This window comes from Flexivirga sp. YIM B11880 (assembly GCF_058148645.1).
This window is the reverse complement of record NZ_JBMAMH010000002.1, coordinates 120,429-145,719: the sequence shown is the minus strand read 5'-3', so window position 1 is coordinate 145,719 and position 25,291 is coordinate 120,429. Positions and strand designations below refer to the sequence as shown.

19 protein-coding genes and 1 pseudogene are annotated in these 25,291 nt (G+C 69.3%); 7 read left to right on the top strand and 13 right to left on the bottom strand.

Annotation, left to right across the window (positions count from 1 at the left end; translation table 11 throughout):
- Positions 1-10: 10 nt before the first annotated feature.
- Entirely contained in the window at positions 11-940 is a 930-nt protein-coding gene (gene miaA, locus ACN8HC_RS05215; RefSeq protein WP_490073815.1) for a tRNA (adenosine(37)-N6)-dimethylallyltransferase MiaA, read from the bottom strand.
- A gap of 66 nt (positions 941-1,006) precedes the next feature.
- Here miaA and ACN8HC_RS05210 point away from each other — a divergent pair, with 66 nt between their 5' ends.
- From ACN8HC_RS05210 to ACN8HC_RS05200, 3 genes and pseudogenes are all read left to right on the top strand, one after another.
- The gene (locus ACN8HC_RS05210) at positions 1,007-1,969 is read left to right on the top strand and encodes an acyltransferase domain-containing protein (protein ID WP_490073814.1); all 963 of its coding nucleotides are present in this window, start codon (positions 1,007-1,009) and stop codon (positions 1,967-1,969) included.
- A 450-nt stretch (positions 1,970-2,419) separates the two neighbouring features.
- Positions 2,420-3,229, top strand: a complete 810-nt coding sequence (locus ACN8HC_RS05205) for a class I SAM-dependent methyltransferase (RefSeq protein WP_490073813.1) — start codon at positions 2,420-2,422, stop codon at positions 3,227-3,229.
- Positions 3,230-3,370: 141 nt separating this feature from the next.
- Positions 3,371-4,002: pseudogene (locus ACN8HC_RS05200) on the top strand (RtcB family protein).
- A gap of 47 nt (positions 4,003-4,049) precedes the next feature.
- Here ACN8HC_RS05200 and trpS read toward each other — a convergent pair.
- Both trpS and ACN8HC_RS05190 read right to left on the bottom strand, forming a co-directional pair.
- On the bottom strand, positions 4,050-5,147 hold the full coding sequence (trpS, locus tag ACN8HC_RS05195; protein ID WP_490073812.1) for a tryptophan--tRNA ligase: 1,098 nt from the start codon (positions 5,145-5,147) through the stop codon (positions 4,050-4,052).
- A gap of 150 nt (positions 5,148-5,297) precedes the next feature.
- Positions 5,298-6,518, bottom strand: a complete 1,221-nt coding sequence (locus tag ACN8HC_RS05190; protein ID WP_490073992.1) for an MFS transporter — start codon at positions 6,516-6,518, stop codon at positions 5,298-5,300.
- Positions 6,519-6,605: 87 nt separating this feature from the next.
- Here ACN8HC_RS05190 and ACN8HC_RS05185 point away from each other — a divergent pair, with 87 nt between their 5' ends.
- Entirely contained in the window at positions 6,606-7,475 is an 870-nt protein-coding gene (locus ACN8HC_RS05185; protein WP_490073811.1) for a LysR family transcriptional regulator, read from the top strand.
- A 3-nt stretch (positions 7,476-7,478) separates the two neighbouring features.
- Here the strand turns inward: ACN8HC_RS05185 and miaB are convergent, their stop codons facing one another.
- From miaB to ACN8HC_RS05150, 7 genes are all read right to left on the bottom strand, one after another.
- Entirely contained in the window at positions 7,479-9,008 is a 1,530-nt protein-coding gene (gene miaB, locus ACN8HC_RS05180) for a tRNA (N6-isopentenyl adenosine(37)-C2)-methylthiotransferase MiaB (RefSeq protein ID WP_490073810.1), read from the bottom strand.
- A gap of 33 nt (positions 9,009-9,041) precedes the next feature.
- Complete coding sequence (locus ACN8HC_RS05175; protein WP_490073809.1) at positions 9,042-9,602, bottom strand: hypothetical protein; 561 nt, start codon at positions 9,600-9,602, stop codon at positions 9,042-9,044.
- 55 nt (positions 9,603-9,657) lie between these two features.
- On the bottom strand, positions 9,658-11,025 hold the full coding sequence (locus ACN8HC_RS05170; RefSeq protein ID WP_490073808.1) for an FAD-binding oxidoreductase: 1,368 nt from the start codon (positions 11,023-11,025) through the stop codon (positions 9,658-9,660).
- Between the two features lie 190 nt (positions 11,026-11,215).
- Positions 11,216-11,893, bottom strand: a complete 678-nt coding sequence (locus ACN8HC_RS05165; protein ID WP_490073807.1) for a regulatory protein RecX — start codon at positions 11,891-11,893, stop codon at positions 11,216-11,218.
- Positions 11,894-12,052: 159 nt separating this feature from the next.
- On the bottom strand, positions 12,053-13,123 hold the full coding sequence (recA, locus tag ACN8HC_RS05160) for a recombinase RecA (protein ID WP_490073806.1): 1,071 nt from the start codon (positions 13,121-13,123) through the stop codon (positions 12,053-12,055).
- A gap of 272 nt (positions 13,124-13,395) precedes the next feature.
- On the bottom strand, positions 13,396-14,733 hold the full coding sequence (locus ACN8HC_RS05155; protein WP_490073805.1) for an HNH endonuclease: 1,338 nt from the start codon (positions 14,731-14,733) through the stop codon (positions 13,396-13,398).
- Between the two features lie 774 nt (positions 14,734-15,507).
- A complete protein-coding gene (locus ACN8HC_RS05150; RefSeq protein WP_490073804.1) occupies positions 15,508-15,741 on the bottom strand; it encodes a DUF3046 domain-containing protein in 234 nt (77 codons plus the stop codon).
- Positions 15,742-15,816: 75 nt separating this feature from the next.
- On the opposite strand from ACN8HC_RS05150, the gene ACN8HC_RS05145 reads away from it, so the two are divergent.
- Positions 15,817-20,499 carry an ATP-dependent helicase gene (locus tag ACN8HC_RS05145; protein WP_490073803.1) on the top strand — a complete coding sequence of 1,561 codons (4,683 nt, stop codon included), beginning with the start codon at positions 15,817-15,819 and terminating at the stop codon, positions 20,497-20,499.
- A gap of 466 nt (positions 20,500-20,965) precedes the next feature.
- Positions 20,966-21,259 (top strand): hypothetical protein, encoded by a 294-nt coding sequence (locus ACN8HC_RS05140; protein ID WP_490073802.1) that lies wholly within the window; start codon positions 20,966-20,968, stop codon positions 21,257-21,259.
- A gap of 196 nt (positions 21,260-21,455) precedes the next feature.
- On the opposite strand, the gene ACN8HC_RS05135 is transcribed toward ACN8HC_RS05140, so the two are convergent.
- The 3 genes from ACN8HC_RS05135 to ACN8HC_RS05125 form a co-directional block, all read right to left on the bottom strand.
- Positions 21,456-22,394, bottom strand: coding sequence for an ABC transporter ATP-binding protein (locus tag ACN8HC_RS05135; RefSeq protein WP_490073801.1), 939 nt, complete (start codon positions 22,392-22,394; stop codon positions 21,456-21,458).
- A 228-nt stretch (positions 22,395-22,622) separates the two neighbouring features.
- Positions 22,623-23,306: a response regulator gene (locus ACN8HC_RS05130; protein WP_490073800.1), complete on the bottom strand. Its 684-nt coding sequence runs from the start codon at positions 23,304-23,306 to the stop codon at positions 22,623-22,625.
- Positions 23,303-24,439, bottom strand: coding sequence for a sensor histidine kinase (locus ACN8HC_RS05125; RefSeq protein ID WP_490073799.1), 1,137 nt, complete (start codon positions 24,437-24,439; stop codon positions 23,303-23,305). Before ACN8HC_RS05125 ends, ACN8HC_RS05130 begins: the two co-directional genes overlap by 4 nt.
- 78 nt (positions 24,440-24,517) lie before the next feature.
- Here ACN8HC_RS05125 and ACN8HC_RS05120 point away from each other — a divergent pair, with 78 nt between their 5' ends.
- Positions 24,518-25,291: a DNA-formamidopyrimidine glycosylase family protein gene (locus ACN8HC_RS05120; RefSeq protein WP_490073798.1), complete on the top strand. Its 774-nt coding sequence runs from the start codon at positions 24,518-24,520 to the stop codon at positions 25,289-25,291.

The window sequence follows — 25,291 nt, the reverse complement described above, 5'->3', positions numbered from 1 at the left end:
CATCCCGGTGTCAGCGCCTGGACCCTGCAGCGCCCGCGCGCACCAGCTGCAGCGACTGCGCGACGAGGTCGGGCGCGTCATGGGGCAGCCAGTGGATGCGGTGGTCCGGTCGGAACCAGGACTCCTGACGTCGCGCGAACTTCCTTGTCAATGTCGCCGTTTCGTCCTTCGCGCGCTGTTCGTCAAGGACGCCGTCCAGCTGGCGCAACGCCTGCGCGTAGCCGATCGCCCGGCTGGCAGTGCGACCCTGGCGCAGGCCGTGCCGGTCGAGGTCGCGCACTTCGTCCAGCAGCCCGGCACACCACATGCGGTCGATCCGTGCGGTGATGCGGCTGCGGAGCGTCGGCCGGTCGATCGCCAGGCCGAGCATCACTGCTGGAACAAGGAATTCACGGGTCGGCATCGTTGCGCTGAACGGCGCCCCGGTCAGCTCGATCACCTCGAGCGCACGCACCACCCGTCGGCCATTGGTCGGGTGGATCTGCCGTGCGGCAGCCGGATCGACCGCAGCCAGCTCGGCGTGCAGCGCGTCCGGCCCGATCTCGTGCAGGCGGGCCTCCCAGCGGGCACGCGCCGCCGGATCGGTCGGCGGAATCCGCAGGTCGTCGAGGGCAGCCCGCACGTAGAGGCCGCTGCCGCCCACGAGGATCGGCACATGGCCCCGGTCCCGGATCTGCCCGATCGCCACGCGTGCATCTCGTTGGTATGCCGCAACAGTCGCCTCGTCACGCACGTCGAGGACGTCCAGCAGGTGATGCGGCACGCCCTGCCGCTCGGCGACCGGGACCTTCGCGGTGCCGATGTCCATGCCGCGGTAGAGCTGCGACGCGTCCGCGTTGACGATCTCACCGTCCAACGCGTGCGCGAGTGCGATGCCGAGGTCGGACTTGCCGGTCGCGGTCGAGCCCACGACGGCGACGATCGGCAGCTGGCTCGTCATACCGAGCAGTCTGGCAAATCGGCCTGTTCGGTCGCTCGCTGCGCCCGCTCATACGATGATCCGGTGATGTCTCACCCGTCTGCAGCTGTGCTGCGTGACCGCCTCTCGCAGCCCGCGCTGCACCGCGCGTTCGCCTACTTCGACGTGCAGGAGCCGGACCGGGCCGACTTCGCGACTGCCGCCGACACCATCCTCCGGAGCGCGTTCTGGCTGGACCGGGTCCGGGCCACGGTTGCCCGGTTGCGGGACGGCATGGGGAAATTTCTGACCATGCAGGAGGCCTTCCTGCCGGCGGTCTTCGACCCGCAGAACTCTGCCGAGCCGGTCGAGGCGCGCTTCTTCTACCCTGTCGCGTTCGCGGCAACGCTCCCGGACACGCTGGCGTTCCACCGGTCCCGCGCCATCCCGGACTCCGCCTCCCGGGCGATTCTCGCCGACCTGGGGCGCCACTTGCGGATCTTCGAGCGCACGTTCGGCCACACCGGCCTGCACGTGCAGAACTGGTTCACCCTGCACCTGCGCGGCATGATCTACGACTTCGGCCGATTGCAGGCGAACCTGGAGCGGCTCGACTTCCCTGCGTCGGCCGTGCGCGCTGCGGACGTGCCGGTCGTGACCCGCACGCCGGTGGCCGGCATACACATCCCGGACAGCGGACCGCTGACACCGACAGCCGTCGACGCGTCGCTGGCGCGGGTGCGTCCCTTCTTCGATCGACACTTCCCGGACCTGCCACCCATCTCCGTCACCGTGTGCACCAGCTGGCTGCTCGACGAGCAGCTTCTCGAGCTGGTGCCGGACAGCAACATCGCCCGCTTCTGCGCGCGCTGGCGGCCGCTCGGCGAGCCGACGGACGGCGACGAGTCGGTGCGCAACTTCGTCTTCCGGCGCCCATATGCCGACCCGGCCGACCTCGTCGGGACCACCCGACTGGAGCGCGCGCTCATCGCGCACTGGGGTTCCGGCGGTCACCTCCGGCAGCGTTCCGGCTGGCTGAAATTGCCGACGACGGACCGAGCCGGCGACTGACCGGAGGCAGTGCTCGTCGCCGATCCCCCGTCTTGACCTTCGACCAGCTCGAGACTCCAGACTCGGTCGTATGACGAGTCGGTTCCGCGCACCATCGGTCTGCTGATGAGCGTCCTGGTTCACCTGTGCCGGTCCTGCGGCCACCAAGCCCTGTGGCACTCGACGGGCAACGGCGGCTACACATCGTGTCGCTGCTGCCGTAGTGGATCGTGTGCCCCGGCCGCTGAACCGGTTGTGCTGCAGACGTTTTCGCTCCCCGGCCACGCGCCGGAGCCCTTGCTGCCACCCGGAGCGGTCCGCAATGCGGGATCCCTTCACGCCAGCGAGAGCTGTGCGTGCGCAGGTTGCGTCGCGGCATACGAGCGGCTGACGAGGACTGCCGAATCGGCCTGAATCCTCACCCGGCCGAATTCGGTTGCCCCTGCGGCCATTCTCCCGCACGCTTGGCCGGTGATCGACTACCTCGCCCTCAACCGGGCAAACTGGGACGACCGGGCCGCTGCGCACGCCGCGAGCCCGGACTATGACGTGTCCGCATTGGTCGCCGGTACAAGCGAGTTGAGCGGGGTGGTCGCCTTCGACGCCGAACGGCTCGATGACATCGCCGGACTGGACGTCCTCCATCTGCAGTGTCACATCGGCACCGACACGCTGTCCTTACACCGGTTGGGTGCGCACGTGACCGGCGTCGACCTCTCACCCGCCTCGCTGCGAGAGGCTCGCGAGATCGCCGCACGTGCCGGCGCGCGCATCGACTACGTGGAATCGGACGTCTATTCCGCGCCCGGGGCTCTGGGCGGTCGCACGTTCGACCTCGTCTACACCGGCATCGGGGCGCTCTGCTGGTTGCCGTCGATCGATCGCTGGGCCGAGGTGGTGGCCGACGTGCTGAAACCCGGTGGGCGGCTCTTCGTCCGGGAAGGCCACCCGATGCTGTGGACGTTCGACGAGGACGTGCGCCCGGAGTTCTCCTACTTCGAGCAACCCGAGGGCATCGTCTGGAGCGAGCCGGGCACGTATGTCGCGACGGATCACGAGTTCACTGCCAACACGACGGTCGAGTGGAATCACGGGCTGGGCGAGGTCGTGACGGCCCTGCTTCGTCACGGCATGCAGCTGACCGGTCTCGTGGAGCACGACAGCGTGCCGTGGTGTGCGCTGCCCGGTCTGATGTCGGTCGACGACCGCGGCGAGTGGCGATTGACCGACCGCCCCGAACGCCTCGCCGCCAGCTACACCTTGCAAGCCGTCAAGACCTGACCGAGCGCGCTTCCCATGCGGCGTTCGGCTCTGGCCGGCGCCGTAAGTCCGGCCGAAGGCCGGCAGAACAGCATCAAAAGGGCACGCGAGGATGAGGAACGAATCCTCGCGTGCCCTTTGTGGACTACGAAGGATTTGATCATGGAGAAGATCAACGACCGGCTGATCAACTGGGCATCGCTGCTCGAGACGAACACGCGTGAGCAGGCGGAGCAGACTGCGACGATGCCGTTCATCCACCCGCACGTGGCGCTGATGCCGGACGCGCACCTGGGGCTGGGTGCCACCGTCGGATCAGTGATCCCGACGCTGCGCGCGATCATCCCGGCTGCGGTCGGTGTGGACATCGGCTGCGGCGTGATAGCAGGAGCGGATCAACTGCCACCACAACTACACCGAGCGGGAGCGGCACTTCGGCACGGAGGTGTGGCTGTCCCGGAAAGGCGCGATCAACGCCGATGCGGGTCGACCGGGCCTGATCCCCGGGTCGATGGGGACGGTGTCGTACGTGGTGGTGGGCAAGGGCAACCCGCTGGCCCTGAACTCCTCACCCACGGTGCCGACCGGATGTACTCGCGGAGCAAGGCTCGGAAGACGTTCACGCACGAGCAGCTGCGCGAGGCGATGGCGGGCATCGAGTACCGGGACACCGACGCGTTCCTGGACGAGGTCCCGCAGGCGTACAAGGACATCGACGTGGTCATGCAGGACTCGGCTGGCCTGGTCGAGTCCGGCACACCCTGCGGCAGATCGTCAACGTCAAGGGCGACTGACGGCCACCCCGCGCCGTTTCGGCGGCGCGAGGCGCGCTTCCCGGCGGTCAACAACTCATCCCCAACCGTTCCTGCACCTCGGCGAGGGTGCGGCCGGCGATGGCAGCGGCACGGCTGTTGCCTTGTCGCAGCACGCCTTCCAGGTATGCCGGGTCGGCCGTGAGCTCCGCACGACGTTTCCGGTGCGTCGCCAGTCCGTCGTTGACGGCCGTCGTGAGTTCACGCTTGAGGACGGCTGCTCCCCCGTCACCGATCCGCGCGGCGATGACCTCCGGAGCTTCGCCCGTGAACAGCCCGGTGGTTCGAAGCATGCTGGACACCGCGGGTCGGCGCTCCGGCTCGTAGGTGATCAGCCGCTCGGAGTCGGTGCGCGCTTTACGAATTCGCGTCGCGGTCTCGTCCGCCGTCATACCGAGCGCAATCCCGTTGCCGCGGCTGGTCGACATCTTGCGGCCGTTCAGCCCGGGGAGCACGGGCACGTCGGTGAGCAGCGCATCGGGTGCGCGGAAGAACTCCTCGCCGCCGGCGTACCGCTGGTTGAACCGTCGAGCGATGGCACGCGTCAACTCGACGTGCGGCAACTGGTCGCGTCCTACCGGCACGACGGTGCCGTGCACGGACAGGATGTCGGCCGCCTGGTGCACCGGATAGGTCAGCAGCAGCCCGGACAACGGCCGACCGTCCGTGGCGGCGAGCTCGTCCTTCACGGTCGGGTTCCGCCGCAACTCGGCATCGGTCACCAGCGACAGGAACGACAGCATCAGCTGGCCGATCGCGGGCACGGCCGAGTGCGCGAAGATGGTCGACCGCTGGGGGTCGATCCCTGCCGCCAGGTAGTCAGCGATCTGTCCTAGTGTCGCTCCGCGGATGTCACCGGTCCCGTCGCGGTCCGTGATCACCTGGTAGTCCGCAACAAGGACCATCGTGTCGATTCCCTTGTCCTGTATGGCGACTCGCGACCGCAACGTGGCGAAAAGATGACCGATGTGCAGCGGTCCGGTGGGTCGGTCGCCGGTGAGAACTCGGAGCTGCTCGCGTCCGCGAGCGTGCGGATCGTCGATCAGTTCGTGGATGGTGTCGCTGCGCGCGACGCTCGCGGCATACGACGCATCGGCATGCAACTCGACGTCTTCGAGGATTGTCATGATGTGCTCCCTGGGGTGATGCCCGGCCGGGAGCGTCATGCGACAAGAGCCGCCCGACCGGGCGGCTCTGAAGAGGAAAAACGGGTTTCGTCAGCGGGCCGCCGGGGAAGGCGGCCACCATGCGGTGCTGACGATGTGCATGCCGTCAGCCTAGCGCACCGTCCGCCGCGCGAGTCGTGCGACGGCCGCTGCGACGAGCAGCGCGAGAACGAGAAACACTGCGATGTATGCGACTTCGGCATTCCATCCGCCGCCGCTGAAGGCGAGCCCGGCGCAGGCACCCAGCACGGAGCTTCCCGCGTAGTAGGCGAAGAGGTAGAGCGAGCTCGCCTCCGCGCGGTGCTCGAGGGCGAGCAGACCGACCCAACCACTGGCGATGGCGTGGGCGGCGAAGAATCCCGCAGTGAAGAGCAGCACGCCCATCAGCACGACCGACAGCCGGGAGGACACGGTCAGCAGCAACCCGGTCAGGGTCAGCGCCTCCGACGCGAGAAGCACGCGCGACCGGCCCAGGCGCTCGGCGATCCGCCCGGCGAGTGCCGCCGTGATCGTGCCCGAGAGGTACATCAGGAAGATCGCGCCGACGACGGCGTCCGGCAGGTTGAACGGTGCTGCGGACAACCGGAATCCGAGCATGTTGTAGAGCGACACGAAGCTGCCCATCAGCAGCAGCGCCGTCGCGAACAGCCCGAGCAGCGCTGGTGCGCGCAGGTGGTGGGCGATCGCTCGTGATGTGGTGCGCGGCCCGACCGGTTGTGGGCTGAAATAGCGCGACGGTGGCGCGAGCCGGACGAAGACGACGGTGAACGCGAGCGCCACGAGCGCCGCGACCTCCAGCGCCCAACGCCAGGTGCCGAGATCGAGGGTGAACGAAGCGACCAATCGGCCGGCGAGGCCGCCGATCGTGGTGCCGGCGATGTAGCGCCCCATCGCCGCGCCGAGGTGACGACGGTCGATCTCCTCGGCCAGGTAGGCCATCGCGGTGGCCGGCACTCCGGCGAGCGCGACGCCCTGCAGTGCGCGCAGTCCGACCAGCACACCCATTGACGGCGACAGCGGCAGCACCAGGCCGATGAGTGCGGAAACGACCGCCGAGACAGCCATCACCGTCGTGCGGCCGAACCGCTCGGACAGTGCGCTGGCCGGGATGATCGCGAGCGCCAGCAATCCCGTGGTAGCCGACACCGTGAGGGCAGACGCCGCCGGGGAAACGGCGAAGTCGATCGAGATGGCCGGCAGCACCGCTTGCGCACAGTACATCGCGACGAAGGTCGTCATACCGGCGGCGAAGAGGGCTGCCGTGATCCGGCGATAGCCCGAGTCGCCGCGGCGATAGCCGAGATTGGTCCGCGGCTGCTGCGCCGTGTGCATCGTCACTCATCCAGCATCGTCCGGAGCGCATTGATACGGAAATGAATTCCGACCTTAGCTTCGATATCAAAGATGCATAATGGCTTGATGAAGGACCTGGTCTGGTGGTTTGTCGTGCTGGCCGACGAGCAGAACGTCACGGCTGCCGCCGAGCGGCTGCACGTCCCTCAGCCGACCCTGTCCCGCCGCCTGGCCCGCCTGGAACGGAACCTCGGCACAACGCTTTTCGACCGGTCGGGCAAACGGCTCCAACTCAACACTGCAGGCAGGGTGTATGCCGAGCACCTGCGCCGGGCGCACACCGAGCTGGCCGCTGGGGAGCAGGCAGTGCACGAGCTCCGGGCGGCCGGGCCCCGGGTCGTCCGCCTCGGCTTCCTGCACTCTTTCGGCACCTGGCTGGTGCCTCAGCTGATCCAGCGCACTCGTGAGACGGATCCGGCGATCCGCTTCGAGCTGGTGCAGGACGCCGCCGAGGTGGTCACCGCCAAGGTCGTCTCGGGCGAGATCGATCTCGGGATCGTGTCGCCCCGGCCGCGCGATGCGCCGGTGAGCTGGCGACGCCTGTCACGCCAGGAGGTGCAGCTCGCGGTGCCTGCCGCCGATCCGCTGTCCCGCCGCCATACCGTGGAGTTCGAGGAGTTGCGGGACGCGGAATTCGTCGCCATGGGGCGCGGATTCGGGATGCGTCAACTGCTCGACGAAGCGTGCGCCGCCGCGGGGTTCGAGCCACACATCACCGTGGAGTGCCAGGAACTCGACACGGTCGCCGGCCTCGTCGCGGCGGGCATCGGCGTGGCGCTGCTGCCCGACTCGCCGGATCGGCGACTGCCGCCGGGTGTCGCACTGCTGCACGTCACCGGCGTCGACGCCGCCCGCGAAGTGGGCTTGATCTGGGCACGTGGAGCGGTGCTGGCCGAACCGGCCCGGCAGGTGCGTGCGCTGGCGACGAAGCTCTGACCCTCAGTTGCAGCCGCAGGCGCCGGCCGCCGACGCTGCAGCCGGTGCCCCGAGGGCCGGCATACCGAGTGCGACTGCCGGCTTGCGGATTGCGCCCTCCGCGGCCTGGTCCTGCAACGCCTCCCAGGCGTCACCACCACGAGTGCGGCGAACGCTCCACGCGCCACCCTCGACGGCAGAGTCCGCGACGAGGTGGTGCGGCGCGCCATAGGTGACACCCACCGTCACCAGGTCGCCCGGGCGGGGCCGCTCGGCACCTTCCGGCACCGCGAAGTGCACGAGCCGGTTGTCGCTGGCCCGGCCCGACATCCGGTGCGTCTCGGCGTCCTTGCGGCCCTCCCCCGGCGACACGAGTACCTCGAGCGTCGCGCCCTCGAGTTCACGGTTGGCCGCCCAGGAAACCTCTTCCTGCAGCTCGATGAGCCGGTCGAAGCGCTCCTGCACAACGGCTTTCGGCAGTTGATCGGGCAACTCGGCAGCTGGGGTGCCCGGCCGGATCGAGTACTGGAACGTGAACGCCGACGAGAACCGCGCTTCGCGGGTGACACGCAGCGTCTCGGCGAAGTCCTCCTCCGTCTCACCCGGGAAGCCGACGATGATGTCCGTCGTGATGGCCGCGTCCGGCATCTTCTCGCGCACCCGGTCGAGGATGCCGAGGAACTTCGCGGACCGATAGGAGCGGCGCATCGCCTTGAGCACCCGATCGGAGCCGGACTGCAGCGGCATGTGCAGGGAAGGCATCACGTTGGGCGTCTCCGCCATCGCGTCGATCACGTCGTCGGTGAACGCGGCGGGGTGCGGCGAGGTGAAGCGGACTCGTTCGAGGCCCTCGATCTCACCGCAGGCCCGCAGCAACTTGCCGAAGGCGAGCCGGTCGCCGAACTCCACGCCGTAGGTGTTGACGTTCTGACCCAGCAGGGTGACCTCGACGACTCCTTGGTCGACGAGTGCGCGGATCTCGGCCAGCACGTCGCCCGGCCGGCGGTCCTTCTCCTTGCCGCGCAACGACGGCACGATGCAGAACGTGCAGGTGTTGTTGCAGCCGACCGAGATCGAGACCCACCCGCTGTATGCCGAGTCGCGTCGCGTCGGCAGCGTCGACGGGAAGACCTCGAGCGACTCGCGGATCTCGACCTGCGCCTCGGCGTTGTGCCGCGCCCGCTCCAACAGCACCGGCAGCGCCCCGACGTTGTGCGTGCCGAACACGACGTCGACCCACGGCGCACGCTTGACGATGTCGCCCTGGTCCTTCTGCGCCAAGCAGCCACCGACGGCGATCTGCATGCCGGGGTGCGCGTCCTTGGCGGGGCGCAGCTGACCGAGCTGGCCGTAGAGCTTGCCGGCGGCGTTCTCCCGCACGGCGCAGGTGTTGAAGACCACCACGTCCGGGTGTTCGGGCCGGTCACCGAAGGCGACCGCCGCGCGGTCGACATACCCGGCGGTTTCGAGCAGTCCGGCGATCCGCTCGGAGTCGTGGACGTTCATCTGGCACCCGTGGGTGCGCACTTCGTAGGTCTTCACAGCGGCAGTCATGACCGTCCAAGGGTACGGCGTGCGTCGCCGTACTCAGGAACCCGGAGGACGCAGGTATGGCGAGCCGCCCGTGTATGGCGGCGGCACCGGACGCACCACTTGCCGGCTCCGCGGCAGGCGCTGGGGGCGATCACACGCCAGGGCCGCGACCACCAGGCCGCCGCCGATGTGTGCGAGGAGTGCATACACCACGACGAACGATGCAGCTGCCGGCAGTCCGAGCCACGGAATGGAGAGCACGCCGGCTCCGCCCGCGGGAATGGCGCCGAGAAGTAACATCGTCGGTCCGGCCCGGTGGCCGCTCAACGAGAGCCCCACGCCGATGCACGAATAGACGACGGCCAGACCACAGCCGCCGATGAGGCCGAGCGCGAGGAGCTCGGCGACTGGCATGAAGTCGGCGGCATCCCGATGGGCGTCGACATACGCGTCGGTATTGACCAGATGCAACCACTTGACGCATGCCACGATCCCGCCTGCGAAGACCACCGCACTGCACGCGTGCGCCACGGCGGTCGCCCTCCACCACAACCGACCCGCTGGCTTGGCGTCGGGAGGCGGCTGTGCGGCAGGGAGTGAGATCGGCTGGTTCATGACCGCCAAGCTAGTTCCGCAGGCGGTCGCCAATCAGGTTGTCCACAGGCCTATTTCAGAAGACCTTCCCGGGGTTGAAGATGCCGTGCGGGTCGAGTGCGGCCTTCACCGCGCGCTGCATCGCCAACACCTCGGGGCCGAGCTCCCGTGCGGCGCCCGGCATCTTGAGCAGGCCGACGCCGTGCTCGCCGGTGACGGTGCCGCCCAGTGCCAGGCACTCGTCGATGATCCGGTCGAACGCCTGCTGGGCACGGTGCCGCTCGTCGTCGTCATCGCGGCCAGTGACCATCAACGGGTGCAGGTTCCCGTCGCCGGCGTGCGCGACGCTCGCGATGGTGATGCCGACTTCGTGCGATATCTGCTCGATCCGGCGCAGCATCTCCGGCACGTGCTCCTTCGCCACCACGATGTCCTCGGTGAGGAGCGGCCCCTTGCGCTCCATCGCCGGATAGGCGAGCCGGCGCGCAGCCATCATCGCGTCGGCCTCCTCTGCGTCAGCGGTCTCGGCCACGAAGGTCGCTCCCCCGGTCTCGAACGCCGCCACCATCTCGCGCGCGGCTGCCGCGCCCGCTGCACCGGGCTCGTCGACCTTACCGATGAGGACGACGTTCGCGTCGGACGCCAGGCCCATGCCGGTCAGCTCGTCGACGGCTTCCAGGCAGATCCGATCGACGATCTCCAGTGCGGACGGCGTGAGCCCACGGGCCGCCACGTCGCGCACCGCCACCCCCGCGTCCACGATGCTGTCGAAGTAGCCGAGCACGGTCCGTCCGGCATCCGGGAGCGGCCGAAGCTTCACGGTGACCTCGGTGACGACGCCGAGCGTGCCCTCGGAGCCGACGAAGAGCGCGGCCAGGTCGAGCCCGGCGACGCCCTTCGCGGTCCGCCGGCCGAGCCGGACCACCTCCCCGGTGCCGGTGACGACTTCGAGACCGATGACGTAGTCGCGCGTCACGCCATACTTGACACAGCAGACACCGCCGGCGTTGGTGGCGACGTTGCCGCCGATGGTGGACCACGGTGAACTCGCCGGGTCCGGCGGGTACCAAAGCCCTTCGGCTGCAACAGTTTTCCGCAGGTCATCGTTGACGACTCCGGGTTGCACGACGGCGATCCGCTCGAGCGGGTTGACCTCGAGGACGGCGTTCATCTTCTCCAGGCTGACGATGACGCAGCCCTCGAGCGCGTTCGCACCACCGGACAACCCGGTGCCCGCGCCGCGCGGCACCAGGGGCACGTCGTGCCGCAGCGCCCACCGCACGGTGTGCTGCACGTCCTCGGTGCACGTGGCACGCACCAGACCGAGTGCCGTGCCGTATGGCGCCCATTCGGCCTCGTCGTGTGCGTAGGACCGGATCACGTCCGGGTCGGTGAGCACGCGGCTTCGACCGAGCTGGGCGACGAGGTCATCGATGGCGGCCATCCGCTCACGCTAAACCGCGCTCCCGCCGGGCCTGCAACGTGGTGTCGATGGCCCGGCGGCGTGGGCACCTGGCGGTCATGCCCCGTAGCGCAGTGGCCCACGACGTGCGTGGTCACCGGCCGCAATCCGGACCCGCGCCTGGTCGGCGTGATACCGGCGCTGCGCAGCGAACTGGGTCTGCGCCGGCCGGTCAGTCGGGCTGGTGCTCCGGCGCGTCGGCGATCGCCTCGCGGATGACCAACCACGCGATGGATGATCCATAGCCTTTGCGCGCAAGCATGCCCGCCAGCCGCCGGGCCTGGACGGTCGCGTCGAGCCCGTGCATGGTGCGCAGCTTCTTGTCGACCAGCGTGCGAGCGCGGTCACGCTCGCTCTCGTCGTCGATCGTGTCCAGCTGTTCGCGGATCACGTCGTCGTCGAAACCCTTGCCACGCAGCTCGTGAGCAATGGCGCGGCGGGCGAGTCCTCGCCTCGTCTGCTGGGACTGGGCGAGCGCGGCCGCCTGTGCCTTGTCGTTGATCAGGCCGACTTCCTCGAGGCGGTCGAGCACTGCTGCCGCCACGTCGTCGTCGCAACCGCGTTCGCGGAGGGTGTCGGCGAGCTGCTTGCGGCTGCGCGGCGCCGCAGTCAGTTGACGCAACACGATGGTGCGCGCGACGTCATGCGGATCGGCGTCGCTACCACCTTTGTCGGCCGGCGGCTCGCGATCGTTGCGCGCCTGCCGTGCGGTGCGGCGGCCACGGCCACCGGGTTTGTCCGGGCTGCGGCGGGCGTTCGGCTTGCCGGAACCGGCCCATGGCCCGACGATGACATCGGCCGGGTCGATGAAGTCGGGCAGCGAATCAGCTGTACCGTCAAACGGATTCATGATGCCGAAGAGTCACCTCATCCGTCGCTGTGGGGTGGCCGCGATGCGATGTCCTGAGCTTGTCGAAGGGTATTCGGACGCGCGAATGCGGGGAGAAATTGCGTGGAGTTGAGCATCTCGGGGGACCAGACGCCCGCCGCCGGTCCCCCGAGATGACGATCAGAAGTCGACCGCGGTGACCACGGCGTCTTCGGCCGGCTCCGCTGCCTTGGGACCGACGCCGAGCTTGTCCTTGATCTTCTTCTCCAGCTCATCGGCCAGGTCGGGGTTGTCCCGCAGGAAGTTGCGGGCGTTTTCCTTGCCCTGCCCGAGTTGGTCGCCCTCGTAGGTGTACCAAGCGCCGGCCTTCCGCACGAACCCCTGCTCGACACCCATGTCGATCAGGCCGCCCTCGCGAGAGATGCCCTGACCGTAGAGGATGTCGAACTCCGCCTGCTTGAACGGCGGGGACACCTTGTTCTTGACGACCTTGACACGGGTGCGGTTGCCGACCGCGTCGGTGCCGTCCTTGAGCGTCTCGATGCGGCGCACGTCCAGCCGGACGGAGGCGTAGAACTTCAGCGCCTTGCCACCGGTGGTCGTTTCGGGCGAGCCGAACATCACTCCGATCTTCTCGCGCAACTGGTTGATGAAGATCGCGGTCGTGCCGGTGGTGTTGAGCGCCCCGGTGATCTTGCGCAGTGCCTGGGACATCAGCCGGGCCTGCAGACCGACGTGGCTGTCACCCATCTCGCCCTCGATCTCGGCGCGCGGCACCAGTGCGGCGACCGAGTCGACCACGATGATGTCGAGCGATCCGGAGCGGATCAGCATGTCGGCGATCTCCAGCGCCTGCTCACCGGTGTCCGGCTGGCTCACGAGGAGTGCATCGGTGTCGACGCCGAGCTTCTTGGCGTATTCGGGGTCGAGCGCGTGCTCGGCGTCGATGAACGCCGCGATGCCGCCGTTGCGCTGGGCGTTGGCGACCGCATGCAGCGCGACCGTGGTCTTACCGGAGGACTCCGGACCGTAGATCTCCACCACGCGACCACGCGGGAGGCCGCCGATGCCGAGCGCGACATCGAGAGCGATGGCACCCGTGGGGATCACGTCGATCGGCGGCCGGACGTCGTCGCCCAGTCGCATGACCGCGCCTTTGCCGTGCGCCTTTTCGATCTGAGCCAGGACGGTGTCCAGCGACTTGAGCTTGTTGTCAGCGGCGCCCGTGACGCCCGCCGTCTTTGCTGCCATGTGCGGCACTCCTTCGAGAATTCGTGGGTGGGTCGCGTCCACCGGCGACCGTCCGTGGCCCGCTGTGCGGGTCGGGCTTTGGAACATGTCAGACGCTAGGACCCTGCACCGACAACCCGTCCTGTCGCCTCCACGCACCTGTGGACGACGGGCCGCCGTTCGGGGACTTGTGGACGAGCCTAGACCAGTCCCCCGAACACTCGTACGAAGCCCGTCGGCGTGGCGTGTCGGCGCTGCCGTCGAGTCACAGGATGACTCGACGATGCTCGAACTCAGGGGGAATGCCAGCTGATGTTGTGGTGCCAGGTGATGTCGATGAGGGTGCGTTCGGCCGGTGATCTGGTCGGTGGGTGCATGCCTGGCGGTGCCGGCGGGTGGCTGGTGGCGGTCAGGCCACCGGTCGCCATGGTGGTCTGCCCGGCGTGGCCGGTGATGGTGATGTCGGGGTGTTCTTTGACGTAGTTGCAGCGTTCGCACGCTCCTTGCGCGTTGCGTTCGCTGGTGGGTCCGCCGTCGGCGTGGGAGCGGATGTGGTCGAGGTGCGCGATGGGCGCATCACAGTAGGGGGTGCGGCAGGTCTGGTCACGCAACCGGATCAGGTGCGCCAGCAGCCCTGGGTAGGTGCGGGCCCGGGAGTCCATGCCGACGATGTCGCCGGTGCCGGGGTAGGTGAAGATCCGCCGGATCTGGGTGCGCACCTGGGCCGCTGCCGCGCCGTCACCGGTGACCCATTCGCGGGCCAGGTCCGGCGGGATCGGGCCGTACCCGGGCACGTACGCCGGGGCGTCACCGGTCAGCGTGTCGATCGGCGTCAGCAGGTTGACCTGCACCCGCACCTGCCCCGCAGTGTCGGTGTCCGGCGTGGTGCGTCCGGTGAGCCGTTCGACCAGCACGTCGGCCATCGCCTGACCCAGCGGCTGGTCACCCCGCTGCGCGGCCGCCGCCCTCAGCGCGGCGTAGCAGGCGACACCGTCCTTGACCGGCAACAACCCAGTCAGGTAGCTCATGCAGTCCGGCGCCGGCCGCAGGCTGACCCGCCGCTGGTTCTCCGCGCGGGCCCGGCGGGCCACGAAGGCGGCCGGGTCGGCGGCATAGGCGTGTTCCTGGGCGGCAGCCACCAGCCGGCGATGACTGACCTGGCCCAGGTCGCCCGCCAGTGCCGCGTCCACGACTTCCCGGTCCTGGCGGGTCAGGCACGCGGTCTGCTGGCACACGGCCGTCGCATCCCACTCGCTGATCACCCCGGCCGTCAACGCCGCCTGCGTGTGTGGCATCTCCTCCACCAGGGCATGCGCCAAACCCAGCAACCGCGACCCCAGATGCGGGGAACGCCGGCGCGCCAACGCCACCTGGGAACCCACGAACCGGGCAGTCTTGGCCCGGTCGATCCCCCGGGCGGCGTCCCGGATCCGCTGACGCCGGTGCAGTTCCACGGTCGCACGCGCTTGCCGGGCACTGATCGCGTTCTTCAACTCTTCCAACACCCGCACCTGACGCAGCAGGTCCCGGTCCGGCAGGTCACCGCCCAACCGGTCGAGAAGGACACGCAGAGCCGACACGTCCAGGACAGTGTCACCACCCTGAACCGTATCGTTCTGCGTGTCGCTCATGTGTTCGAGTATACCCGAATATGACTATTTTGCAATGTATTTCGTCGATTCACGTTATCCACATCCCCTCATGCGGAACGCCACTCCACGAAGGGATTGTGGACAGCCTCGACGGCGCCCTGGCAGCGACCGAGACCTCGGATCGCACCTCACCGTCCACCGCGCGGACACAGCCGACGACAGTCTCGACGCGGATGCCGTGCCCGCCGATCTGGTGCTGATGTGCGGCGTGTTCGGCAACTCGACGACCGGGAGATCTCCTTCGCTGCCCCCCCGACGACGACATCTGGACAGTCCGCGTCGACCGGTTCGCCGGCGCGTCCGGCCGCCTCCCATCAAGCGGTTACCGTGGCAACACCGCTGCGGTGACGTAAATCGCGGGCAGATGCTCAGCCTCTGAAAGGCCGTCATACAACTCAGCGACCGGATACTCGCGAAGCTGCACCAGCGTCAGTCCCGAGCGACAGCGAGGGTCGTCGTGCTGCGGCACTGCGCGCCTGTCGGAACAAGAAGCGGCAGCGCTCGGCATCAGCGTCGGAACCATCAAGAGCAGCCACCATCAAGCGCTTTGGACTCTGGGCGCAGCCATCCACAACGGACAGGACGCATCCTGATCAAGGACGCCGAAGACATCGAGCGGCTCATAGAAGGCGCGATGTGTCCCGGGCCGATCGTCATACGGACGGTCTGTGGTCGCGCTCCGGAACCGCTCCGCGCCGATGCGCACTGGTTCACGTTCATCCGCTGAATCGACCATTGCGCCGCGGGCACTGCTCAGATGTCCCGACGCTCCTTGATCGGTATGTCGCGGCCGAGCCGGCGCTCCTCGGGGACCTGCAGGTCCTCACAGACGGCGAGCCAGACCTCACGCGGCTTGACGCCGTCCGCGAGCGCCTCGTCGGGTGTGCGATTGCCGAGCTTCTGCAGGACGTGGCTGGCGCCGAGCACCCCGGCATACGCCGACCCGAACTCGTCGGTCATCAGCCGCCTGTACTCCGAATGCTTCACATCGTCCAGGGTAAGTGTCGCCACCTCCCGCCGGCCCGACGGCTTGTCGGTGCGTGATGCGAAGCTAACCCTGGAATGACCGACGTCCTGCACCGCTTCTCCCCCGCTACCCGTGCGTGGTTCGAGGGGTCCTTCAGCGCGCCCACGCCGGCCCAGGCCGGCGCGTGGGACGCGATCAGCAAGGCTGACCACACCCTCGTCGTCGCGCCGACCGGCTCCGGCAAGACCCTGTCGGCGTTCCTCTGGGCGATCGACGCCATGATCCGCGAGCCCGTGCCCGAGGACCCCAAGGCGCGGTGCCGGGTTCTCTACGTCTCGCCGATGAAGGCACTGGCGGTCGACGTCGAGCGCAACCTGCGGTCACCGCTGGTCGGCATCCAGCATGCGGCCGATCGGCTCCAGCTGCCGCGCCCGGACGTCACCGTGTCGGTGCGCTCCGGCGACACCCCGGCCTCCGAGCGCCGCACCTTCGCCCGGCGGCCGAGCGACATCCTGATCACCACCCCGGAGTCGCTCTTCCTGCTGCTCACCTCCGCCGCCCGCGAAGCGCTCGTCGGTGTCGAGACGGTGATCGTCGACGAGGTGCACGCAGTCGCCGGCACCAAGCGCGGTGCGCACCTCGCGTTGTCGCTCGAACGTCTCGACGCGCTCCTTCCGCGGCCCGCACAACGCATCGGCCTGTCGGCGACCGTGCGGCCGGTGGAGGAGGTGGGCCGCTTCCTCACCGGTGGCCGTCCGCTGACAACGGTGCAACCCGCGGCCGAAAAGGACTGGCAGCTCGACGTGGTCGTGCCCGTCCCCGATCTGACCGAGCTCGGACAAGCCACCGGTCCGGTCGACGGGCCCACGCCCGATCCCGTCGAGCGTGCCTCGATCTGGCCGCACGTCGAGGAGCGCATCGTCGACCTCGTCGCGGCGCACAAGTCGACCATCGTCTTCGCCAACTCCCGCCGGCTGGCCGAGCGCCTCACCGCCCGGCTCAACGAGATCTGGGCGGACCGGCTCGGCGAGCAGCCGGCGCGGCCGGCGCGGCCGGCGCGGCCGCCCGCCCAACTCATGGCACAGGCCGGCCAATCCCACGGCGCGCCAGCGGTGCTCGCCCGTGCGCACCACGGGTCGGTCGCCAAGGAACAGCGGGCGGAGATCGAGGACGCCCTCAAGTCCGGCCGCCTGCCCGCGGTGGTGGCGACGAGCTCGCTCGAGCTCGGGATCGACATGGGTGCGGTCGATCTGGTCGTGCAGGTCGAGTCACCGCCGAGCGTCGCGAGCGGCCTGCAGCGCGTCGGGCGAGCGGGGCACCAGGTCGGCGCCGTGTCCCACGGTGTTTTCTTCCCCAAATTCCGCGGCGACCTCGTGCAGTCGGCGGTCGTCGTCGCCGGGATGCGTGCCGGGATGATCGAGTCCCTCGCCATACCGAAGAACCCGCTCGACGTGCTCGCCCAGCAAATCGTCGCGATGTGTGCCATGGACGACTGGTCGGTCGACGACCTCCAGCAATTGGTATGCCGCACAGCGTCGTTCGCCGCTCTGCCGCGCACCGTCACCGAGTCCGTGCTGGACATGCTGGCGGGCCGCTATCCCTCCGACGAGTTCGCCGAGCTGCGCCCGCGCATCGTGTGGGACCGCATCACCGGCACCCTGAGTGGTCGCCCCGGCGCTCTCCGGCTCGCGGTCACCAGCGGCGGGACCATCCCCGACCGCGGCCTCTACGGCGTCTTCCTCGCCGGCAGCGACGGACCAGGACGGCGGGTCGGTGAGCTCGACGAGGAGATGGTCTACGAGTCACGCGTCGGCGACGTCTTCACGCTCGGCACCAGCAGCTGGCGGATCGAAGACATCACCCATGACCAGGTTCTGGTCACACCGGCACCGGGTCAGCCCGGGAAGCTGCCGTTCTGGAAGGGCGATGCACCGGGCCGCCCCGCCGAACTCGGCGCGGCGCTAGGCGAATTCGTCCGAGAGCTGGTCTCGCTGGACGACTCGACCGCTCGCGCGCGCGTCGCCGACACCGGTCTCGACGAGTGGGCGACCGACAACCTGCTGGCCTATCTGCGCGAGCAGCAGGAAGCCACCGGGCAAGTGCCGCACGACAAGGCGATCGTCGTCGAGCGGTTCCGTGACGAGCTGGGCGACTGGCGGGTCGTCATCCATTCGCCCTATGGCGCGCCGGTTCACGCACCTTGGGCGCTCGCCATCGGCGCCCGGATCCGCGAGCGGCTCGGCATCGACGTGCAGACCATGCACGGTGACGACGGCATCGTGCTACGGCTGCCCGACATCGACCCGGACAGTGACGCCGCCGATCCGGCACGACTGCTCGAGCTGGTGCTCCTCGACCCGGAGACCACCGCCAACATCGTCACCGAGGAGATCGGCGGATCCGCTTTGTTCGCGGCACGTTTCCGCGAGTGCGCGGCGCGTGCGCTGCTGCTGCCACGGCGCAACCCAGGACGACGGCAAGCCCTCTGGCAGCAGCGCCAGCGGTCCGCCCAGCTGCTGGAAGTGGCGTCGCGCTACCCGTCCTTCCCCATCGTGCTCGAAGCCGTCCGCGAGTGCCTGCAGGACGTCTTCGACGTGCCCGGCCTCGAGCGACTGATGCGCGACGTCGGCGCCCGCCGCGTCCGGGTGGTGCAGGTCGACACCGACGCCCCGTCGCCGTTCGCCGCGAGTCTGCTCTTCGGCTATGTCGCGCAGTTCCTCTACGAAGGCGACTCGCCACTCGCCGAACGACGTGCCGCCGCGCTGGCGCTCGACCCGTCACTGCTGGCGGACCTGCTGGGCACCGGCGAGGGTGCGTCACTACGGGACCTGCTCGACGCCAGCGTCGTGCGCGACACCGAGCTCGCGCTGCAACGCCTCACCCCCGAGCGAGCGTGTCGGCACGCAGAGGACGTCGCCGACCTCCTGCGTGTGCTCGGAGCCCTCGATGTGGAGCAGATCACCGCGCGGACCAAACCCGAGGTGCGCGACGAAGTCGCTTCGTGGCTCAAGGAACTCGTGTCGGCGCGACGCCTGATCGAGGTGCGGTGGGGAGACGTGGTTCGCTACGCCGCGGTCGAGGATGCCTCGCGCCTGCGCGACGCTCTCGGTGTTGCGCTGCCGCCCGGGTTGCCGGCCGCGTTTCTGGAGCCGGTCACCGATCCGCTCGGGGACCTGGTCGCACGGCACGCCCGCACCCACGGGCCGTTCCCCGACGTCGAGGTCGCGGCGGCGCTCGGCATCGGCCGCTCCGTCGCGCATGACGCACTGCGCCGGCTGGTCGGAGCCGGACGGCTCATCGAGGGCGACCTGCGCCCGACCGAGCTCGGCGGGGGCATGCACGGTGTGGACTACTGCGATCCCGAGGTATTGCGCACCATCAAGCGCCGCTCGCTCGCGGCGCTGCGTGCCGAGGTCGAGCCGGTTCCGGCCGAGGACCTCGCGCGTTTCCTGCCGGCCTGGCAGGGTGTCGGCGGCACGCTGCGCGGCGCCGACGGCCTCATGCGCGTCGTCGAACAGCTGGCCGGTGCCCGGATCCCCGCCAGCGCCCTCGAGACGCTCGTGCTGCCGGCACGCCTTGCGTCATACCACCCAGGCATGCTGGACGAGCTGATGGCGGGCGGCGACGTGATCTGGCAGGGCCACGCAGCGCTCCCCGGCGACGACGGGTGGATCTCGTTGCACCCGGCCGACACAGCCGCCCTGACCCTCGCCCCGCCCGACGAGACCGTCGACCTCACCGACCTGCACCGGCGGATGCTGGAGCCGCTGGAGAGCGGCGGCGCCTACTTCTTCCGGGCGCTCGCCGACGCCGTGACCGCGCCGGACGAGCACCTCGGCGACGACCAAATTCTCACCGCCTTGTGGGATCTCGTCTGGTCCGGCCGGATCAGCGGCGACACGTTCGCCCCCGTGCGCGCGCTGCTGGCCGGTGGCCGCACGGCGCACAAGTCGCGGCCGCAGGGTCCCCGCCGCTCGCGTTACGGCCGGCCCGGTGCCCTGGGCGGGATCCGACCCAGCGCCTCCTCCCGCACGACTACCCGCAGTGGTCCACCCACGGCGACCGGCCGCTGGTCGGTGCTGCCGGAGATCACCCAGGACGTGACTGCGCGCGCGTTCGCGCAGGCCGAGGTGCTGCTCGACCGGCACGGCATCGTCACTCGCGGGGCTGTCCAGGCGGAGGGCGTGCTCGGTGGGTTCGCCGCCGTCTACCGCGTCCTGGCCGCCGCCGAGGACTCCGGGCGAGTGCGCCGCGGCTATTTCGTCGAGGGTCTGGGAGCCGCTCAGTTCGGCGGCACCGGAGCAGTCGACCGGCTGCGAGCAAGCGGCAAAATAGTTGACGTTCAACGCAACCCGTGGGACGTCGTGCCCCCGGCACAGATGATCACGACGGTGCTCGCCGCTTCCGACCCGGCAAATCCATTCGGCGCCGCGCTCCCCTGGCCGCAGCGGGACGAGGCTCCGGTCGAGCACCGGCCGAGCCGTCGCGCCGGCGCGATGCTGGTGCTCACCGACGGCAGGCCGGCGCTCTTCGTGGAGCGAGGCGGGCGCACCGTGCTCACCTTCACCGACGCGGTCGACCAACTCCAGGCGGCCGCCACTGCTCTCGCCCGCCTCGTTGTGCTGCCACCCGACGCGCGCGGCACACCACGACTGCGCGGGCTCACCGTCGAAAGCATCGACGGCGCGCCCGCGCTGGGTTCCGATCATCCGCTGGCGCAGGCACTCCTCGACGCGGGGTTCCACACCACGCCGAAGGGCTTGCGCCTGCGCCGCTGACTTTCGGGCCCCCTGAAGTATTCGGAGGAGCGGAGCGCAGGAGAAACTTCGTGGGGTTTTACCTAGCTCGCCACGTCGCGGCGGCGCAGCAACACGCCGACGAGGAGCAGCGCGAGCACGGCATACAGCACCAGCCGCAGCACCAGCGCAGTGCCGGTGACGACGGCGGTTTCGGGAGCCACGACATACCGCAGCAGCAGGCCCGGGAACCATTCGCCCCCCGATCGCCAACCGGTCGCCGAGGATGTTCTCCAAAGGCCCCGCCCACAGGATGCCGATGCCGAGGCCGATCGGCACGGAGCGGGTCGCGATCCCGAGCAGGGTGCCGAGCAAGGCCCAGCCGACGATGAACGCCATCGAGCGCAGGTAGTCCTCGCCGGCCAGCTGCAGCGATGTTGTGTCGAGCCATGAGCCGGTGTCGATGCCCTTCCCCGGCGCCATCAGGTATGCCGTCACGACGCCTGTGATGAACAGCACCGCGACCACCACCGCGCTGAGCGCGATGCGCGCCGCGAACGTCCCCGCCGCCAGCGTCAGCCGGCGCGGCTGCTGCAGCAGCGACGCACGCCAGGTGCCGCGCGCGAACGATCCCGCACTCATCCCGACGAACAGCGCCAGGATCAGCACCGAGGTGAACGCGACGGCGGTGCGCACCGACAGCGTGCCACCGCCCGACTGGCCGAGTGCCTGCAGGCTCACGCCACCGTTGGCGCGCGGCGGCGCCGTGTCGATCATCACGACGGTGAGGATCGCCGAATAGATGATCGCAAGCGGTATGGCGATCAGCCAGGTCCGCTTGCTGGACAACCGAATCCACTCTGCGACGAACGTCCGCGAGATCGCGAGGCGCCCCGTCCGTCGACGACCGCGCTTCGCCCGGGTTCCGGGGCGCTCACTCGTGGCCGCATGCCTCCGCCCGCGGATCTCGGCGTCTACTTCGGCGGTCTGCGGTGCGCTCATGACCTGCTCCCTGTTCCGACCAGGTCGAGCACCCGGTCCTCGAGTGATTGCTTCTGATGGTGCAGTTCGACCAGTTGGACACCGTGGTCCATGGCGCGGCGGCTCAACTCACCGGCCAGCCGCGACGGGTCGTCGGCTCCGACGTCGACCGCGAAACCGTCCGCGCGCCGCTCCACGGTGAGCCCGCGAGCACTGAGCAGCCGGTGCAGTTCCTCGTCGTCGGAACTCGAGAGCCCGCGCAGCAGGATCACTTCCGCGCGTGAACTCGGCAGCTCGTGCAGCGGGCCGCTGTAGCGCAGCCCGCCCTGGTCGAGCACGATTACCCGATCGCACACGTGCTCCAGTTCGGCGAGCAGGTGCGAGGAGATCAGCACCGTGCGGCCGTCGCCCGCGATGCGTCGGACCATTGCGCGGATGTCACGCATGCCCGCCGGGTCCACACCGTTGGTCGGTTCGTCGAGGATGACCAGGTCCGGGTCGCCGAGCAGGGCGGCGCCGATGCCCAGCCGCTGCTTCATGCCGAGCGAGTATGACGAGTACGGATCGCCTTCTCGTCCTCGCAAACCCACCACATCGAGCACCTCCGGAACGATGCCGACGTCGTGCCCGCCGAGCCGCGCGAAGTAGTGCAGGTTGTCCCGGCCGGAGAGGTTGCCGAAGAACGCCGGTCCCTCGATGAGCGCCCCGACGTGGGCCAGGTAGTCGGCCGGTCGTGACAGGTCATGGCCGAGGACCGTGCCTCGACCGCTGCTCGGCCGGACCAGACCCAGCAGCATCGACATGATGGTCGTCTTACCGGCACCGTTCGGCCCGATCAGGCCGGTGATCGATCCGGTGGGCAGCTGCAGGTCGACGTCGTCGACCACGGTGCGACGCCCGTAGCGCTTGGTCAGGCCGGTCACCGCGACGACGTCGATCTCGTTGTCGTTTCTCATGTCTCCACCGTGCCTGCGCCGGCGCTCGCGCACATCGGCTCCGCGTGGAGATCGGCCTACGTCAGATGTTGAGTCGGCCCCTTCCCGAGAGGCTCAGCAAGATCTCGAGAGGCTCAGAAACACTCAGGAAATGACCGTGCGGATGTGAGCCTCTGGGGCATTTGTGGGCCTCTCGGCAAGAGTGACGGCCGGGCAGGGTCGGGTGTTGAGTCGGCGCCTCGCCGGCCGTCATACGGCAGGTGGTTCGGCGAGACCGTGCTGGTAGGCGATGACGACCAGCTGGGCGCGGTCGCGCGCGTGCAGCTTGGTCATCGCACGGCTCACGTGGGTGCGCACCGTCGCCTGACTGACGAACCAGCGCTCCGCGATCTCGTCGTTCGAGAGGCCGAGGGCGACCAGCCCGACCACGTCCCGCTCTCGCTCGGTCAGCAAGGTCACCAACCGCGACGGTTCCTTCCGGGTCGGGGACGGCGCGACGTCGGCGTGCTCGGTCGCGAACCGGGCGATCAACCGTCGCGTCACCGTCGGTGAGAGTAACGCGTCGCCGGCCGCCACCACCCGTAACGCCCGCACCAGCTCGTCTGGGTCGGTATGCTTCACGAGGAACCCGCTGGCGCCGAATCGCAAGGCCTGGAAGACGTATTCGTCGAGGTCGAAGGTCGTGAGCATGACAACGTGAACGCCCGCGAGCGACGGTTCCGCGGTGATCCGGCGAGTCGCCTCCAGTCCGTCCACCTCGGGCATCCGGATGTCCATCAGCAGCACATCCGGCCGATGCTCGATCGCAGCGGCGACCGCTTCCTGCCCGGTGGTCGCTTCGGCCACCACCTCGATGTCGGCCTCGAGCCCGATGAGCGTCGCGAAGCCGCGCCGCACCAGCGCCTGGTCATCCGCGACCACGACGCGAATCACGCCGTTTCCCAACGTGCTTCGACGATGTAGCCGCCGTCGGACCGGGGGCCGTGCCGCAGCACGCCCCCGGTTGCGCGCACGCGTTCCGCCATACCGACCAGGCCGTGACCACCACCGGACGGCTGCACGACGCTGCCCGGCGCCGGCCCGTCGTCGGTGAGCGACACGTGGATTGCCGACCGATCGCCACGCAGGACGACGCGGACACTGCTGCCCGGTGCGTAGCGCACGGCGTTGGTCAATCCTTCCTGCACGACGCGGTATGCCACGCCCTGCAGCTCGTCGCTGCACTCGCTGAGCCAGGCCCGATCGACGCTGACCCGCAGCCCGGCTTCCCGCGCACGCTCGACGAGCGCGTCGATCTCCTCGACGCCGTGCTGCGGGCGTGTCGGTGCAGTGCCGGGCTCGCGCAACGAGCCGACGATGACGCCCAGGTCCGCGAGCGCATCACGGCCGGCGATGCGTGCTGCGCGGGCCGCCTCGATCGCCTCGTCGGGGCGCTCACGGGCCAGTCGTTCCGCCAGCGCGGCCTGCACAGTGATGGCGGTCAGCGCGTGTGCGACGCTGTCGTGCAGATCCCGTGCCAGCTCGAGCTGTTGCTCCGCCTGCGCGCGTTTCTGCTGCTGCAGCAACGCTTTTCGGCGGTCTTCGGCCCGATCTGCCCTGGTGCGCAGCAGTTCGGCGAGCACCGCGGCTGCGAGACCCCAGCTCAGCACGATCGTCGTCCGGATGGCGGTGTCCTGGCCACCGCCGAGATAGGCACACGCGGCCACCAGCACGATCACCAGTGCTTCCAGCCGTCGGGTGAGCGGACGCACGCCGTGGAAGCCGTAGCTGAAGACGCCGAGCGGCAACAGGAAGTAGGTCGGACCGTTCGGGTAGCGCAGCAGCAAATAGCTCCCGACCGCGGCACACGGAACCAGCAGGCTGACCAACGGCGAGCGGCGTCGGACGAGGATCGCGGCGACCCCGAGAAGACCGAGCGAGATGGCGAGAGCGTCGATGCCGCGTTCGGCCGCGTGCCGGTCGAGCCGGCTCGCCGACCCGAGGATTGCGAAGGCGCCGATCAGCGCGAGCACGTCGAGCAGGTGACGCTGCCACCAGGGCTGGGGCACGTGGACGGGGTCGTTCATGCGGCCAGCGTAGGCAGCCGGGTCATCGCGATCGTCATACCAGTGTTGAGATGATGCACGACATGTGGAGCGTGGGACGTGCCTGAAGGCGACGCGGTATGGCGCACCGCGCGGCGTCTCGACGACGCGCTCCGCGGTGGGGAGCTGGTCGGTTGCGAACTACGGTGGCCCGCGCTCGCCGGCCGCCGGCTGCACGGCATGACCACCCTCGAGGTCGTGCCGCGCGGCAAGCACCTGTTGCACCGGCTGGACTCCGGGCTGACCCTGCACAGCCACTTGCGGATGGAGGGAAGCTGGCGCGTCCGCGCGACCAGTGCAGTGACCGCGCGGTCCGTGCGCAGCACGGCGATCCGGGCCTTGCTGGCGACGGCGGAGTGGACAGCGGTCGGGGACCGCCTCGGGATGCTGGATCTGCTGGAAACGCGCGACGAGCGCCGGCTGGTGGGCCATCTCGGTCCCGATCTGCTCGGCGCGGACTGGGACCCGGCGGTGGCGGCAACCCGCTTGCGCGGCCAGCCGAACCGCACGATCGGCGCGGCGCTGCTCGACCAGCGCAACCTGGCCGGTCTCGGGACGATCTGGACCACGGAGACGCTCTTCGCCTGTCGGGTCAACCCGTGGGCGACGGTCGGCGAGCTCCCGGACCCACAGCTCCGGACGCTGCTCAACACCGCACACCGGTTGCTGAATGCATCCATCAGCCGCGCCGGATATGCAGACACCGCAGCGGCATACGGCCATGTCGGCGAACCGTGCCGACGCTGCGGCAGGCTGTTGCGGAACGGGCCGATCGGCGAACAACCCACCCAGCGGACGCTGGTGTTCTGCCCCGGCTGTCAGACCGGCGGCTGA

What these genes read in the sequence shown, in the direction of transcription:
- miaA (WP_490073815.1), bottom strand. Translation starts at nt 940, where the DNA reads ATGACGAGCCAGCTGCCGATCGTCGCCGTCGTGGGCTCGACCGCGACC.
- ACN8HC_RS05210 (WP_490073814.1), top strand. Translation starts at nt 1,007, where the DNA reads ATGTCTCACCCGTCTGCAGCTGTGCTGCGTGACCGCCTCTCGCAGCCC.
- trpS (WP_490073812.1), bottom strand. Translation starts at nt 5,147, where the DNA reads ATGACAATCCTCGAAGACGTCGAGTTGCATGCCGATGCGTCGTATGCC.
- ACN8HC_RS05190 (WP_490073992.1), bottom strand. Translation starts at nt 6,518, where the DNA reads ATGCACACGGCGCAGCAGCCGCGGACCAATCTCGGCTATCGCCGCGGC.
- ACN8HC_RS05185 (WP_490073811.1), top strand. Translation starts at nt 6,606, where the DNA reads ATGAAGGACCTGGTCTGGTGGTTTGTCGTGCTGGCCGACGAGCAGAAC.
- miaB (WP_490073810.1), bottom strand. Translation starts at nt 9,008, where the DNA reads ATGACTGCCGCTGTGAAGACCTACGAAGTGCGCACCCACGGGTGCCAG.
- ACN8HC_RS05175 (WP_490073809.1), bottom strand. Translation starts at nt 9,602, where the DNA reads ATGAACCAGCCGATCTCACTCCCTGCCGCACAGCCGCCTCCCGACGCC.
- ACN8HC_RS05170 (WP_490073808.1), bottom strand. Translation starts at nt 11,025, where the DNA reads ATGGCCGCCATCGATGACCTCGTCGCCCAGCTCGGTCGAAGCCGCGTG.
- ACN8HC_RS05165 (WP_490073807.1), bottom strand. Translation starts at nt 11,893, where the DNA reads ATGAATCCGTTTGACGGTACAGCTGATTCGCTGCCCGACTTCATCGAC.
- recA (WP_490073806.1), bottom strand. Translation starts at nt 13,123, where the DNA reads ATGGCAGCAAAGACGGCGGGCGTCACGGGCGCCGCTGACAACAAGCTC.
- ACN8HC_RS05155 (WP_490073805.1), bottom strand. Translation starts at nt 14,733, where the DNA reads ATGAGCGACACGCAGAACGATACGGTTCAGGGTGGTGACACTGTCCTG.
- ACN8HC_RS05145 (WP_490073803.1), top strand. Translation starts at nt 15,817, where the DNA reads ATGACCGACGTCCTGCACCGCTTCTCCCCCGCTACCCGTGCGTGGTTC.
- ACN8HC_RS05140 (WP_490073802.1), top strand. Translation starts at nt 20,966, where the DNA reads ATGAACAGCACCGCGACCACCACCGCGCTGAGCGCGATGCGCGCCGCG.
- ACN8HC_RS05135 (WP_490073801.1), bottom strand. Translation starts at nt 22,394, where the DNA reads ATGAGAAACGACAACGAGATCGACGTCGTCGCGGTGACCGGCCTGACC.
- ACN8HC_RS05125 (WP_490073799.1), bottom strand. Translation starts at nt 24,439, where the DNA reads ATGAACGACCCCGTCCACGTGCCCCAGCCCTGGTGGCAGCGTCACCTG.